Here is a 13,875-nt window from a genome sequence, read left to right on the forward strand (position 1 = left end):
CGCTCTACCCATCCTACCATTTAGGCCCGCGTCAGGAACTGCTCTCGCGATGCACGTCGTGCACCACGATGCCCTTGCCTTGCTCCGGCAGCGCCAGCCAGTCGCGGCGCTTCAATGTGCGGCGGGTATCGTCGAGGCCGCTCTGCCAGTGCTCGCGCATCGAGGTGGCCGAGAATTCGTGATCCTTGGAATCGCCCTCATAGGCCTTCTGCTGATAGATCATCTGCAGGATGGTGATCTCCGGCAGATCTGACAGGCTGTCGCGCCGCGCGCGCTCCTCGTCGCTGAGCTGGTCGTCGGGAATGCGCTGCAAGACCTTGTAGAGCTCCGACTTCAGATTGTTCATGCGCCGGTAGATGTCAGTGTTGTGGCGGGTGCGGGACGAGTAGACTATGTCCTTGTGCCGGGCCAGAACCTCCTGGATATCCCGGGGCAGCACGCCGCGGGCACTGAACAGATCAACCTGGAACACCAGCGAGTTCATCTTGTCTTCCTGGTCGAGCAGGTGCTGCAGCGGCGTGTTGGAGACGATGCCGCCATCCCAGAAATGGTCGGTGCCGATCTTCACCATCGGCAAAGCTGGCGGCAGTGCGCCTGATGCCATCACGTGTTCGGGCGCGATGACTTCCTTCTTGTTGTCGAAATACAGGAAGTTGCCGGTGATGACGTTCACTGCGCCGACGGCGAAATGGGTCTTGCGCGAGTTGATGAGATCGAAGTCGACCAGTTCGAGCAGCGTGTCGCGCAGCGGCGAGGTGTCGTAATAGCTCGTCGCCGTCTTTGCACCGGCCGGACTGAACCACGGATTGACCTCGTGCGGCTTGAAGAAGCCGGGCTGGCCGAGGGTCGTGGTCATGAACGAGCTCGCGAGATTGCGGGCCTTCCGGTAGACGTCGCCGTCCGGTGTGTAGTGCCAGACCTTGCGGGCGGTGATGCGGTCCCAGAAGATCTGCAGCTTCTCCAGCCGGTCTTCCGGCGGATTGCCGGCGATGATCGCCGAATTGATCGCACCGATCGATACGCCGCACACCCAGTCCGGCTCCATGCCTTGCTCATGTAGCGCCTGATACACGCCGGCCTGATAGGCGCCGAGGGCGCCGCCGCCCTGCAGCACCAGTGCGACACGATCGCAGCGGTCGGGGCGCCAGCCGGTCTCGGCCGTCATGTCTGAATCGGGTGTCCGCGCATCCATCTGGGTGTTCTCCTCAACGATCACATGATGTTGGCGGCAGAATTCAGATGAGCAGTGACGGCGTTGTGACAAATGGCAAATTCGATGACTGCGCGTCAGTCCATGAGGCGCGTCACGCGGCTGAAGGAAATTCCTCATACCGCCGTCAAACAGGATCGCTAGCAAAGAAGCAGATATTAACGTTTGCTTACGAGGGGTTGCGCGCATGCTGTCTGGAAAGTCCGCCATCATCACCGGCTCCACCAGCGGCATCGGCCTTGGCATCGCGCGCGGCCTCGCGGCTAGCGGCGTCAATATCGTGCTCAACGGCTTCGGCGACGCCAATGAGATCGAGGCGATCCGCAGCGAGATCGCCGACAGCCATCAGGTCCGGGTGCTCTATAGCGGCGCCAACATGGCCGACGGCAATGACATCGCGGCGATGATGGCGCAGGCGGAACAGGAATTCGGCGGCGTCGATATCCTGGTCAACAATGCGGGCATTCAATATGTCGCGCCGCTCGAGGAATTCCCGGTCGAGAAGTGGGGTGCGATCGTGGCGATCAACCTGTCGAGTGCGTTTCACACCACGCGTCTCGCCATCCCCCACATGAAGGCGAAGTCCTGGGGCCGTATTGTCAACATTGCCTCGGCCCATGCGCTGGTCGCCTCGCCGTTCAAGTCGGCCTATGTCGCGGCCAAGCATGGCATTGCCGGGCTGACCAAGACGGCGGCGCTGGAAGTCGCCGAACACGGCATCACCGTGAATGCGGTATGCCCGGGCTATGTGATGACACCGCTGGTGGAAAAGCAGATCCCGGAGCAGGCCAAGGCGCGCGGCATCACTGAGCAGCAGGTGATCTCGGACGTGCTGCTCGCCGCCCAGCCCACCAAACGTTTCGTGACCGTCGAAGAACTGTCCTCGGTCGTCAATTTCCTCTGCACCGACCACGCCCGTTCGATCACCGGCATCGCGCTGCCGGTCGATGGCGGGTGGACCGCGCACTGAGTTTAAACCAGCGATTTCACACCCAAGGAGTTTCCGATGCGCCAGGAAGACATCCTCCGTTTGCCGTCGATGCCGATGGCCGGGCCGAGCTATCCCGCCGGTCCCTATCGCTTCATCAATCGCGAATTCCTCGTCATCACCTACGAGACCGATCCGGATCTGATCCGGATGGGTCTGCCTGAGCCGCTGGAGCCGATCGTGCAGCCGATCGTGCATTATGAGTGGATCAAGATGCCGGATAGTTCAGGCTTCGGCAGCTACACCGAGACCGGCCTCGTGATCCCCGCACGCTTCAAGGGCGAGGACGTCAACTTCGTCTCGCAGATGTATCTGGACGATGATCCGCCGATCGCTGCCGGGCGCGAGATCTGGGGCTTCCCGAAGAAATACGCCCATCCGAAACTTGAAGTGGTCAAGGACACGCTGACCGGCACGCTGGAATATGCCGGGCAGCAGGTGGCCATGGGCACGATGGCCTACAAGCACGGCGCCATGGCAGGCAATGGCGAAGCGACGCACGCCACGCTGTCCAAGACCCAGATCAATCTGAAGCTGATCCCCGGCGTCGATGGCAGCGCGGAAGTCTGTCAGCTGGTGGCGATCAACCTGACTGATATCACTGTGAAGGGCTCATGGTTCGGCCCGGGACGCCTGCATCTGGTCCCGCACGTGAATGCGCCGGTCGCCGACTTTCCGGTGCGCCGCGTGATCGGTGCGCATCATTTCCTGGCCGATCTGACTTTGCCTTATGGCCGCGTCGTCCATGACTACAACAAGCAGAGCGACGCACTCGCTGAAGCCGCCGAATAGAGCATGATCCGGAAAAGTGGAAACCGGTTTTCCGAAAGATCACGCTCAAAACAAAGAGATGAGATGATGGTCCGATTTTTCCTAATCGGATCATCATCTCATCTCCGCTGACATATCCCTGTAACAAGGGTGTCATTAAGTGCCTGCGACCGGCTGACACAGTCAGGTGGCCGCAGGCAGATATTTTATTTTTTTGGTGGCGCATGCGTATTGCGTGGCGTGAAAAACGGTGGGTGTCCGATGCAGCTTGAAGTGCCGGTCACAACTGCGGAGGTGTCGTCCACACTTGGCTTGACCGATCCGATCCCGGGTCTGGTCTGGGCCTTCCGCATCCATTCCGACGGCAAGCCGGAGCCGCTGCCGGTCGATGCCGGCATCGATCTCGTCCACGGCGGGCTGCTGTGGCTGCATTTCAACCTGACTGACGCGCGCGCGCTGCAATGGCTAGCGCAGATCTCATTGCATGCGCCGGAGCAGGCCCGTGCCTTGTTGCTGTCCAAGGACACATATCAGCAACTCCATGCCACCGATGACAGTATCTATGGCGTGATCTCGGACCTGTTGCGCGATATCGACGAGGCGACCGAAGACACTGGCTATCTGCGCTTCGTGATGACCGAGCGCTTGCTGATCAGCGGCAGGCATCATGCACTCTGCGCCGTCGATGCGACGCGCCGTTCGCTTGAGCAGGGCCAGCGCATCGACAGCATGGCCTCGCTGCTTGAGACGATCGTGGAGAATGTTGCCGACACCATGGACGGGGTCGCCGACAGTCTGGCGATATCGCTCGACGAGATCGAGGAGCAGGTGGTCTCCGGCGACTCCCGTGACATGTTGCAGAAGCTCGGCCGTCTGCGCCGGACCTGCGTGCGGCTGCATCGGCAGCTCTCCGGGCTGCGGATCGTGTTTCAGCGGCTTGAGGCCAAAGGTCAGCGTGAGTTGAAACCGTCTCTGCAACTGCGTGCCGGCAAGCTGGCGCAGCGCCTCGACGGGCTGGATCACAACGTCGTCGAGATGCGCGAGCGCAGCCGGCTGTTGCAGGAAGAACTGCATCTGCAGATCGAGGAACGCGGCAATGAAAGCCTTCGCGTTCTTTCAGTGCTTACCGCGCTTCTGCTGCCGCCGACGCTCGTCACCGGCATCTTCGGTATGAACACCAAGGGACTGCCGCTGACCGATGTTGAAACCGGATTTCTCTGGGCGGGCGCACTGATATTGATTTCGTCAGCATCGGCCTATGCCGTGATGAAGCGCCTCAAGATCATCAGGTAGCTATCATGGTTGGTGTGTTTCCGTGCTGGATGGCCCGTGCGATGATGGCGCTCGCCGGCCTTGTCGCCTGTGGCACGGTCTCGCTGTCATCGGCTCATGCCGGCGATTGGCGCGATAATGGCCTGAAGCCGATCAATGACCGGCTCGCCGAATGGGGTGTGGCGCTGTCAGCCACTTACATCGGCGAGGCGCTCGGCAATGCGTCCGGCGGCATCCGGCGCGGCGCGGTCTATGAGGGACGGTTCGATTTTGGCGTGGATGTCGATCTCGACAAGGCGGTTGGCTGGAGCGGCGCGACCTTTCACGCCAATGTCTATCAGATCCACGGACCTGGCCTGTCGCGCGACTATATCGGCAATCTGATGCTGGTGAGCGGCATCGAAGCGCTGCCGGCGACGCGGCTCTATGAATTCTGGATCGAACAGGCGCTGTTCGGCGGCAGACTGCTGGTGAAGGTCGGTCAGCAGCCCTCCGATATCGAATTCATCGACAGCAAGTATGACGATATCTTCGTCAATTCGGCGCTGGGCTGGCCCGGCATTACCGGCGTGATCCTGCCGGCGGGCGGACCCTCGCCGCCACTCGCCGTGCCGGGCGTTCGTTTCAAGGCCAGTCTGTCGGATGCGTTCACGGCCTATCTGGCCGTGTTCAATGGCAGTGCGGCTGCGCCCGGCCCGAGTGATCCGCAGATCGCCAACGCGCATGGTCTTGCATTTCGCGTCAACGATCCGCCGTGGATCATCGGGCAGCTGAAATACAGCTACAAGCTCGGGCCGTCTGAGCTGCCGGGGTCAATCACCGGCGGCGGCTGGGTGCATCTCGCCGAATTCGATGACGAGCGCTGGACCGCACAGGGCCTGTCGCAGGCCGATCCGGCCAGCACCGGCGAGCCGCTGATGCGGCGCGGCAATCGCGGCGTTTTCGCCGTTTACGAACAGCGGCTCGCTTTCAGTGCACTCGGCCCGGACAAGGGCATCGGCTTCTTTGCGCGCACATCGATCAGCCCGTCGGATCGTAATCTGATCAGCTTCTATCTCGATGGCGGCATTCAGGTGTCGGGTTTCTCGGCAGAGCGGCCGGATGACAGGTTCGGAATCGCGATGACTTATGCGCGCATTTCGGATGGCGCGCGCGGGCTCGATCGTGACGTGCAGCTTTTCACCGGAATTCAATCGCCCATCCGCGATTTCGAAGCCGTGCTGGAAGTAACCTATCTCGCCGCGGTTGCGCCGGGCGTGGCGGTGCAGCCGGTGTTTCAATATGTGATGCATCCCGCCGGCGGCGCCGTCGATCCCAACGATGCCACGCAGACAAAGCGCATCAAGGACGCCGTGGTATTCGGCGTCCGCACCACCATCAATTTCTGAAGCGTCTCAGCAGGCCGCTTCAGCGGGTGTCTTGTTGAGACCCGCAGCGGCGTCGGCAATCATCTCATAGGACTTGAGCCGCGTGGCGTGGTCGTAGACGTCCGAGACGATCATCAACTCATCCGCGCCGGTCTCCTCGACCAGCGCGGCGATGCCGGCGCGAACCGTCTCCTTCGAGCCGATGATCGAACGCCGCAGCATGCCCATGGCCTGCATCTTCTCGGCCGGCGCCCAGTAGGTCTCGATATCGTCGATCGGCGGCGCGCTCAGCCCGCGGGTGCCGCGGAACATGTTGGTGAATGACATCTGTTGCGTGGTCCATAACCGCTTGGCCTCGGCATCGGTGTCGGCGGCGATGATGTTGACGCCGACCATCGCATGCGGCTTCGTCGACTGTTCGGAGGCTTCGAAGTGCTGGTGATAGATCTGCAGGGCCTGCAGCAACTGGTCGGGCGCAAAATGCGAGGCGAAGGCATAGGGCAGGCCGAGCGCCGCGGCGAGCTGCGCGCCATAGGTCGAGGAGCCGAGAATCCATAGCGGCACGTTGGTGCCCGCGGCAGGCACCGCCTGCAGGCGCTGGGTTGGGCCGGCCGGGGCGAAATAGGCCTGCAGCTCCTGGATGTCCTGCGGGAAAATGTCGGAATTCTGCAGCGAGCGGCGCAGCGCCCGCATGGTCATCTGGTCGGTGCCGGGTGCGCGGCCGAGGCCGAGATCGATGCGGCCGGGAAACAGCCGCGCCAGTGTGCCGAACTGTTCGGCGATGACGATGGGCGCATGGTTCGGCAGCATGATGCCGCCGGCACCGACGCGAATGGTTTTGGTCCCCGCTGCGATATGGCCGATCACCACCGATGTCGCGGCGCTGGCGATGCCGATCATGTTGTGATGTTCGGCGACCCAGAAGCGCTGATAGCCCCATCGCTCCGCATGGCCGGCGAGATCGCGGGAATTGTCGAGCGCGCCGCGCGCATCGGTGTCCTGGGTAACGCGGACGAGGTCGAGGATCGAAAGTGCGGTCATGACGGGGCTCCCATTGCCCTTGCCATGTGGGCATGGCTGGGGCGGATTGCCAGCCGGTTGCGCGCCCGGCATGGCAGCCCGGCGTTACTCCCGAGCGGTCACGTCAGGCCCGCGTGGAAGGCGCGGACGATTGCGGCGCATTCGGCCGGCTTTTCCATCTGCATGAAATGCGAGGCGTCAGGCACGGTGGTGAAGGTAAAGCCGCCATCGCGCGCGAAGGCACGCTCCATGTCGACGAACGGGCTGGTTCTCGTCTTCGGTTCACCGGCGACGAGCTGCACCGGCAGCCTGACACTGCACATCCGCTCCCAGGCGCCCGGGAGATCCTGCATGGTGAAGATGCTGGCTTCGAATTCCCTGGCGCAGGCGAGTTCATAGAGCTGGCTGTCGTCGTTCCAGCGCAGCGTGGATGCGGCGAGTGCTTGCAGTCCGGCATCGTCGACGCCGGCAAATGCCGAGCTCCGGCGATAGGACTCGAACAGCTCCTGCACATTCGGAAAGGTGGCGCGACGCTGCGCAGCGCGTCCGGCGAGCCTGTCATTTTCCGTGCGGAAACTCTGGAACTCCGGATAGCTCGCTGGCGGCGTCGCCGGCGGCTCGAAGCCGACGATGCCGATCCACGGCGTCTCATATTCAGCGGCATGCAGCAGGGTCGTCAGTGCGCTCATCGAATGAAATGCACCGAGGCTCGGCGCCGCGCCTAGTTCGCGCGTGATCCCTTGCATGATCGCCTCATAGTCGCGGACGAGCTGCGGCCAGACATGCGGGATGGGCTGGCGATACGGACTGCTACGGCCGTGATGACGGAAGTCGAACACCACGGTCTCATAGTCATCCGTGAAGAGACGCCAGAAGCTTTGAAAAGCATCGATGGCGAGGCCGTTGCCATGGCTGCAGATGATCCGTGGGCCTTTTCCATAAACGCGTATGCTGGCGGTGGCGCCATCTTCGAGCAGAACCTGAAAAGCGTGCGTCTCGGCCGCAAGGGCCGGAGCGGAAGGCGCATAGTCCATATGGGGGAGAATCCGTTATATTTTGGAGCAGAAGGCGAAGCTGTCGCATGCTTGGCCGGACCGCAGAGTCTAAAAGACCTTGTCTGAAAGACTTTGCTGCTCACCGTCAGTTCGTACGCAGTTTCATGATACAAAGCGCGGCGGGGTGGTTCAAGCCACAGCAGGTCATACCAGCTCAGCTGGAACGCCGGATGATCGCCACGCGCCCGTCCAGCGGGATCGTCGCGTGCCCGTCGGTCACCGGCACGCGGCGCCACTCGGCATCGTCATTCGGACGGTTGAAGGAGAGCGAAGCGGCAGGGCCATCGACGGCGATGTCGATCGGCTCCGTGGGCACCGGGATGTCTTCAGCCTTCTCCACATTCCAGCAGCGCACCGCGCGCCATACCGCAAGCAGCGGTTGTCCCTGCGCATCCTGAAACGCGATATGCCGCAGGTCCGGTGCCGTGGATGCCGCGCGTAGCGGCGGATCGTTGTTGGCGCGGCGTGCGCCTTGCAGTGCGGACAAGAGATTCCGGATCGCATGGTAGCCAGGCTTCGGCGCGCCGTCATTGCGGACAAGGCCCCAATGATGTTCTCCGTCGTTGGGATCGGTACCGCCATCGAAGAATTCGTAGAGGAATGTCCGGAGAATGCCGAGGCGGAAGTTGTTGAGCAGTAGCCGCGGCAGATAGAGCGCCGCCGCCGTTTCCGAGACGCCGGAGGTACCGGGCTTCACGACATTGCAATAGCCGCATTCGGTTGCCAGCGCGGGCGCGCCGGGTTTGAACGCGTCGCGCATGTTGTGCAGATACCACGACACCGCGGCGTAATCGTCGGATGTCTCGGGCTCCTGTGCACGCTGCACATACGAATGGATGGCAACGGCATCGCTGAACTGCGCGGCCGGGCGCAGCAGCGTGACGTCGGCGGGCTTCCAGTTGATGACGCTCGGCGACAGCAGCGGCAACTCCGCCGCCGCATATCGCGCGCGTAGCGCAGCGTGCACCTCGCGCTGATAGTTCACGACGACATTGCTCCAGCCCGACTTCGCCAGCGGCAGCGACAGAAACCAGTCGCTGTTGCCCTCGTTCTGGCCCTCCATTGCCGAGACGCGCTCGATGCCCAATGCGGCGAGATAGGTCATCATCTCCGGCACGGTGTTGGTCGCCGGCGACACCACAACATTGAACAGGATGTTCGAGCGTTTGTTCAGCGCGCGCCAGCGATCGAGATCGTTGCTAGGTCGCAACTCGTCGCGCAGATGGCGAATGCCTGATGCCGCAAGCAGATCATGAAACCGGTCGAAATGACTCGCATAGGGCTCGCTGCTGATATGCACATTGACGCCGACGCTGTCGGTGAAGGTGTCGGACGGGCCGGGAAGCGGCAGGGCAGCCAATGGATCGGAGCGCAGCATCATCGATGCCGCGCCTCCCATCAGGATGGCTCGTCTGCTCAGGCCGGGCATTTCGATCTCGCACGCTTGAAGCCCCAGTGGCGCCTCGGGGCAGTCTGAGCCTGTTAGACTTAATAAACCGCCGATCGACAAGAGATGTTCTCGTCAGCGATCAACCGAAGCGGTCCGCTGGCCCGCAAGATCACTGTCATCGCGGCAACGAACAACTGTACGCGCTCGCAAAAACGTGAGCTGCGTTGGCCGCCGGCCTGTCGGCTCCGGCCCGTCCCGAGCGTCTTCCACTCAGAGAGCGCTAACGTGGAGACCAGGAATGACCAATTCTCACTATCGCTGGGTAATCGTCGCCGCGGGCGGCCTTCTGGGCTGCGTCGCGATCGGCGGCATGTTTTCGTTGCCGGTGTTCCTGCAGCCGATTGCGCGGGATACCGGCTGGTCGGTCACCGGTATATCCAGCGCCATGACAATTGGCTTCCTCGCGATGGCTGTCACCAGCATGATCTGGGGCACTTTGTCCGACCGATTGGGGCCACTCCCGGTGGTGTTGACCGGGTCGGTCGTGCTCGCGTCAAGCCTGGTGCTGGCGAGCCTCGCGACATCCCTGGTCGCATTTCAATTTGTCTTCGGGCTGATGGTCGGCGGCGCCACCGCCGCGATCTTTGCGCCGATGATGGCAGCAGTCACCGGCTGGTTCGATACGCATCGCAGCCTGGCCGTCTCGCTGGTTTCGGCGGGGATGGGCATGGCGCCCATGACCATGTCGCCGCTGGCGGCCTGGCTCGTTTCGAACCACGATTGGCGCACCTCGATGCAGATCGTGGCCCTCGTCGTGGCCGCGATCATGATTCCAGTCTCGCTGCTGGTGCGCCGCGCGCCGGCGCTGGAGGGCGCGCCTTTCGCTCCATCCGCCGAGCCGGTGCAAGCAGAGATGTCGCGCGCGCAGGCGCTACGCTCGCCACAGTTCATCATCCTGCTGCTGACGAATTTCTTCTGCTGTGCCACGCATTCTGGGCCGATCATCCATACTGTGAGCTACGCGATCAGCTGCGGCATACCGCTTGTCGCTGCGGTCACGATTTATAGCGTCGAAGGTCTGGCAGGGATGGGCGGCCGTATCGCCTTCGGCCTGCTCGGCGACCGTTTTGGCGCCAAGCGTGTACTGGTCCTTGGCTTGCTCGCTCAGGCGTTCGGCGCGCTCGGTTTTGTCTTCGTGCGTGAGCTCGGCGGGTTCTACACCGTGGCGGCGGTCTTTGGCTTCATCTACGCCGGCACCATGCCGCTCTACGCCGTTCTCGCACGCGAAAACTTTCCGCTGCGGATGATGGGCACGGTGATCGGCGGAACGGCCATGGCCGGCAGCCTTGGCATGGCGACTGGACCTCTCGCCGGAGGTTTGATCTACGACGCGTTCGCCAGCTACGCTTGGCTCTATATCGGCTCCTGGATCATGGGGCTCGGCGCTTTCCTGATTGCAATGACATTCAGGCCGATGCCGGTCGCGAAAGCGGAGCCCGCACCCCTGCCGGCGTGAGGACAAATCCTCCAGTCGTCATTTGCGGGTGACGCGCTTTTCGGAAATATAGCCCGTCGTCAACGGATTATTGCTGATGCATTGTTGGTGCCCCTGGCCGGAATCGAACCAGCACTCCTTGCGGAACTCGATTTTGAGTCGAGCGCGTCTACCAATTCCGCCACAGGGGCCTTCGGACGCCGGCCGGAGAGACCGGGGGCGCGAAGCGGGCGGAATATAGCGGGCGCTCCGGGCGGGTCAACCTGCGGTTTGGCCAGATTGGCCGCCGCGCACACTCCAGTGTGATCGCGGCTGCCTCGACAGGGTGTGTGCCCCGGGATAGGACGCAGCAGCCACTCCGGAGAGCACCGTGACTGCCCAGACCGCACACACCCCCACGCCTGCGTCGTCGAACCCGGCGCTGGTCGCTGCATTGGCGGTCGGTCTGATTGCATTGGCGACGCTGGCGGGGGCCTGGTTCTTCCAGCTGGTGCTGGATATCCGGCCGTGCCCGCTCTGCCTCGAACAGCGCTATGCCTATTATCTCGCGATTCCGCTGGCGGTGCTGGTGGCGATTGCTGCCGCCAGGGACGCGCCGCGCGGCCTGGTTGTGACCGGCCTCGTTGTGCTGGCGCTGGCGGCGCTCGCCAATGCGGTGCTCGGCGGTTATCACGCCGGCGTCGAATGGACATTCTGGCAGGGTCCAACGGACTGTTCGGGTCCGGTGGTCGATCTCGGCAAGGCCGGCAGCCTGCTGGAGCGCCTCGACACCGTGAAGGTGATTCGCTGCGACGAGGTGCAGTGGCGTTTCCTAGGCCTGTCGCTGGCCGGCTACAATGTGCTGATCTCGCTGGCGATGGCGGCGATCGCACTGTGGGGCGCGGGCAAGACCGCACGGCGCTGATCCGCCGCCGGTCCTGCCTGCTGAGGCACCGCTACCAGCGATAGCGCAGCGTGCCGATCACCGTGCGTCCCTGGCTCAAATAGCAGTAGCCGGAATTGCAGACCGCAACCTGCTCGTCGGCGACGTTGTTGACGTTGATCGAGGCTTGATAGCCCGCAAACTTCGGTCCAAGCTTGGCGAAATCGTAACGCGCAGCCAGATCGAACAGCGTATAGCCGTTGTTGCGCGACGTGTTGTCGTTCGACGTCCAGGTCGCGTCGATGTAACGGACACCGGCACCGAGACCTAAGCCCTCGAGCGAACCGATCAGGAAGGTGTAGTTCATCCAGCTCGATGCGGTGTGCTTCGGCGTCACCGCAGGGGTCTTGCCGAGCTCCGACGCGATCGAGCTCTTGGTGATCTCTGCATCGGAATAGGTATAGGCCGTCACCGTTTCGAGTTCCGGTGTGAGTCGCGCGCGCGCCTCGAGTTCGAAGCCCTGCACGCGGATCTCGCCGACCGAGGCGTAATAGGCGATGCCGTTGACATAGCCGGCGAGCTTGGCGGCGTTCTTCTCCTTGAGGTCGTAGATCGACGCCGTGAGCAGCACGTCGGGCCGTGGCTGATACTTTACGCCGCCTTCGATTTGTTCGCCTTCGGATGGCGCCAGCACGATGCCGTCGAGGCCGAGTGAGGTCTCCGGCTGGAATGAGGTCGCATAGCTCACATAGGGCGCGATGCCGTTCTCGAAGTGATAGAGCAGGCCGGCGCTGTAGGAGAACGCGTTGTCGTTGCGCGCGCCTGTGACGGCGCCCGTATAGGAATTGATTTGCGTGCGATCGGTCCAGTCCTGACGGCCGCTGACCGACAGGTGCCAGTTGCCGAGTCGCATCTGGTCCTGCAGATAGACGCCGACCTGCTCCTGCGTCGAACGCGAACCAGACGTATAGCCCGGGGTTGGGCCGGCAATGCCGTAGACGGGATTGAGGATGTTGAGCGCATAACCGGGATTCACGGCGCCCAGGCCAAGCTTGAAGTCCCAGGTATTGTGATCGTAATTCACGCCGAACAGTGTGCGGTGGACGACCGGGCCGGTGGCGAAGTCGGCCTGCAGCGCATTGTCGGTCTGCCAGCTCGTCTGGTCGTCGCCGACGGCTACGGCACCGCGGTCATAGACGGTCGATGTTGGCGTCGCGAAGCTGCCGTCGACATAGCGCGATTCCGCATGCAGCACGCCGAACCGCGTGTGCTGGCGGAACGTGAAGACGTCGTCGAAGCGGTGCTCGAGCTTGTAGCCGACCTGCGCCTGCTGCTGCCGCAGATAGTCGTATTTCGGATCGCTCGATCGCAGCTTGATGGTCGCGCCGTTGACGTTCACCAGCTGACCGTCGCGATTGAGCATGGCGACGCTGGCGTCGGTTTCGTCCTTCTGCAAGATGGCATAGGCGGTCAGCGTGGTGTCGATGGTCGGTCGCCAGGTGATCGATGGCGCCAGCATCAGCCGCTCGTCGGCGATATCGTAATTGGTCTCGCCGGCGCGGCCGAGGCCCACCAGGCGATACAGCAGCGACTTGTCGGAACTGGCACCGCCGATGTCGAACGCCGTTTGCATGCGGCCATAGGTGCCGCCTTCCAGTGAAATCTCGTTGACCTGATTCTCGACCGGGAATTTCGATCGGCGATCGACGAGGCCGCCGGGGACGGACTGTCCATAGAGCACGGCAGCCGGGCCCTTGATCACCTCGACGCTGTTAAGCTGATAGGGTTCGGTCCGGAATGTGGTGAAGCCGGAGGGGAACTGCTTCAATCCGTCGCGGAAGTCGCCGAGCGTCGTCGTCGAGAAGCCGCGGACATAGATCTGATCGAAACGCGGATCGTAGCCGAAGCCGCCGGTGGTGACGCCGGCTGTGTAACGAACCGCCTCCGGAATGCTGGTGACGCCGCGATCATCGAGTTCTTTGCGGTCGATGACGCTCACCGAACGCGGCGTATCGATCAGCGGCGTATTCGTCTTCGACGCCGAACTCGCCTGACCTGCGACATAGCTGTTGTTGTCGGCGCTATAGATGCGCTGATTGACCGATGGCGCGGGTGCAATCTGCGGCGTCGTCGCGCGTGTGCGCCGTGTCGCGCGTGCCGATGTCTGCGATCTCGTTGCCGTCGTGCTGCGCGCGCGCTGCTGTGGCTGCGGAGCATCCACCGTGACTGGCGGCAGGCTGGCCTGCGCGAATGCGTCACGCGGAAGTTCGATTGCCAATGCCATCACACTGACGGTGCAAAGCAGTGCAGTCTGCTTCGTCGATTTTCTTGTTCTCAATTTCATTTCAACGCCTCGATGATGCTGGTCACGCCAGCTTGATCGAGCGTCTAACTTGATTGGTTCTGTGGCGCACTACGATGCGCGATAGAATACGTCTAGACCTT

11 protein-coding genes and 1 tRNA gene are annotated in these 13,875 nt (G+C 62.6%); 6 read left to right on the forward strand and 6 right to left on the reverse strand.

Annotation, left to right across the window (positions count from 1 at the left end; all coding sequences use genetic code 11):
- Positions 1 to 31: 31 nt before the first annotated feature.
- Positions 32 to 1,192: a patatin-like phospholipase family protein gene (locus AB8A23_RS08215; protein ID WP_439059942.1), complete on the reverse strand. Its 1,161-nt coding sequence runs from the start codon at positions 1,190 to 1,192 to the stop codon at positions 32 to 34.
- Positions 1,193 to 1,397: 205 nt separating this feature from the next.
- Here AB8A23_RS08215 and AB8A23_RS08220 point away from each other — a divergent pair, with 205 nt between their 5' ends.
- From AB8A23_RS08220 to AB8A23_RS08235, 4 genes are all read left to right on the forward strand, one after another.
- A complete protein-coding gene (locus AB8A23_RS08220) occupies positions 1,398 to 2,180 on the forward strand; it encodes a 3-hydroxybutyrate dehydrogenase (RefSeq protein ID WP_439059941.1) in 783 nt (260 codons plus the stop codon).
- A gap of 36 nt (positions 2,181 to 2,216) precedes the next feature.
- The gene (locus AB8A23_RS08225) at positions 2,217 to 2,990 is read left to right on the forward strand and encodes an acetoacetate decarboxylase (RefSeq protein ID WP_439059940.1); all 774 of its coding nucleotides are present in this window, start codon (positions 2,217 to 2,219) and stop codon (positions 2,988 to 2,990) included.
- Between the two features lie 240 nt (positions 2,991 to 3,230).
- Positions 3,231 to 4,262 carry a transporter gene (locus tag AB8A23_RS08230; protein ID WP_439059939.1) on the forward strand — a complete coding sequence of 344 codons (1,032 nt, stop codon included), beginning with the start codon at positions 3,231 to 3,233 and terminating at the stop codon, positions 4,260 to 4,262.
- 5 nt (positions 4,263 to 4,267) lie between these two features.
- A complete protein-coding gene (locus tag AB8A23_RS08235) occupies positions 4,268 to 5,629 on the forward strand; it encodes a carbohydrate porin (protein WP_439059938.1) in 1,362 nt (453 codons plus the stop codon).
- A 6-nt stretch (positions 5,630 to 5,635) separates the two neighbouring features.
- Here the strand turns inward: AB8A23_RS08235 and AB8A23_RS08240 are convergent, their stop codons facing one another.
- The 3 genes from AB8A23_RS08240 to AB8A23_RS08250 all read right to left on the reverse strand — a co-directional run bounded on the left by AB8A23_RS08240 (position 5,636) and on the right by AB8A23_RS08250 (position 9,112).
- Entirely contained in the window at positions 5,636 to 6,649 is a 1,014-nt protein-coding gene (locus AB8A23_RS08240) for an LLM class flavin-dependent oxidoreductase (protein WP_439059937.1), read from the reverse strand.
- Positions 6,650 to 6,747: 98 nt separating this feature from the next.
- Positions 6,748 to 7,662: an alpha/beta fold hydrolase gene (locus AB8A23_RS08245; RefSeq protein ID WP_439059936.1), complete on the reverse strand. Its 915-nt coding sequence runs from the start codon at positions 7,660 to 7,662 to the stop codon at positions 6,748 to 6,750.
- A 175-nt stretch (positions 7,663 to 7,837) separates the two neighbouring features.
- A complete protein-coding gene (locus AB8A23_RS08250) occupies positions 7,838 to 9,112 on the reverse strand; it encodes a hypothetical protein (protein ID WP_439059935.1) in 1,275 nt (424 codons plus the stop codon).
- 259 nt (positions 9,113 to 9,371) lie between these two features.
- Between AB8A23_RS08250 and AB8A23_RS08255 the strand changes: the two genes are divergently transcribed.
- Positions 9,372 to 10,589 (forward strand): MFS transporter, encoded by a 1,218-nt coding sequence (locus AB8A23_RS08255; RefSeq protein ID WP_439059934.1) that lies wholly within the window; start codon positions 9,372 to 9,374, stop codon positions 10,587 to 10,589.
- Positions 10,590 to 10,674: 85 nt separating this feature from the next.
- On the opposite strand, the gene AB8A23_RS08260 is transcribed toward AB8A23_RS08255, so the two are convergent.
- Positions 10,675 to 10,759: transfer RNA gene (locus AB8A23_RS08260), tRNA-Leu, on the reverse strand.
- Between the two features lie 179 nt (positions 10,760 to 10,938).
- Here AB8A23_RS08260 and AB8A23_RS08265 point away from each other — a divergent pair.
- Complete coding sequence (locus AB8A23_RS08265; protein WP_439059933.1) at positions 10,939 to 11,472, forward strand: disulfide bond formation protein B; 534 nt, start codon at positions 10,939 to 10,941, stop codon at positions 11,470 to 11,472.
- 31 nt (positions 11,473 to 11,503) lie between these two features.
- Here the strand turns inward: AB8A23_RS08265 and AB8A23_RS08270 are convergent, their stop codons facing one another.
- The gene (locus AB8A23_RS08270; protein WP_439059932.1) at positions 11,504 to 13,774 is read right to left on the reverse strand and encodes a TonB-dependent siderophore receptor; all 2,271 of its coding nucleotides are present in this window, start codon (positions 13,772 to 13,774) and stop codon (positions 11,504 to 11,506) included.
- Positions 13,775 to 13,875 lie beyond the last annotated feature (101 nt).

The organism is Tardiphaga sp. 619_E2_N8_4 (assembly GCF_051810905.1).
Taxonomy (GTDB): Bacteria; Pseudomonadota; Alphaproteobacteria; order Rhizobiales; family Xanthobacteraceae; genus Tardiphaga; species Tardiphaga robiniae.

Bases quoted from the DNA above. Each gene is read 5' to 3' on its own strand.
- AB8A23_RS08250 (WP_439059935.1), bottom strand. From the start codon at position 9,112: ATGCCCGGCCTGAGCAGACGAGCCATCCTGATGGGAGGCGCGGCATCG.
- AB8A23_RS08215 (WP_439059942.1), bottom strand. From the start codon at position 1,192: ATGGATGCGCGGACACCCGATTCAGACATGACGGCCGAGACCGGCTGG.
- AB8A23_RS08225 (WP_439059940.1), top strand. From the start codon at position 2,217: ATGCGCCAGGAAGACATCCTCCGTTTGCCGTCGATGCCGATGGCCGGG.
- AB8A23_RS08220 (WP_439059941.1), top strand. From the start codon at position 1,398: ATGCTGTCTGGAAAGTCCGCCATCATCACCGGCTCCACCAGCGGCATC.
- AB8A23_RS08230 (WP_439059939.1), top strand. From the start codon at position 3,231: ATGCAGCTTGAAGTGCCGGTCACAACTGCGGAGGTGTCGTCCACACTT.
- AB8A23_RS08235 (WP_439059938.1), top strand. From the start codon at position 4,268: ATGGTTGGTGTGTTTCCGTGCTGGATGGCCCGTGCGATGATGGCGCTC.
- AB8A23_RS08240 (WP_439059937.1), bottom strand. From the start codon at position 6,649: ATGACCGCACTTTCGATCCTCGACCTCGTCCGCGTTACCCAGGACACC.
- AB8A23_RS08255 (WP_439059934.1), top strand. From the start codon at position 9,372: ATGACCAATTCTCACTATCGCTGGGTAATCGTCGCCGCGGGCGGCCTT.
- AB8A23_RS08245 (WP_439059936.1), bottom strand. From the start codon at position 7,662: ATGGACTATGCGCCTTCCGCTCCGGCCCTTGCGGCCGAGACGCACGCT.
- AB8A23_RS08270 (WP_439059932.1), bottom strand. From the start codon at position 13,774: ATGAAATTGAGAACAAGAAAATCGACGAAGCAGACTGCACTGCTTTGC.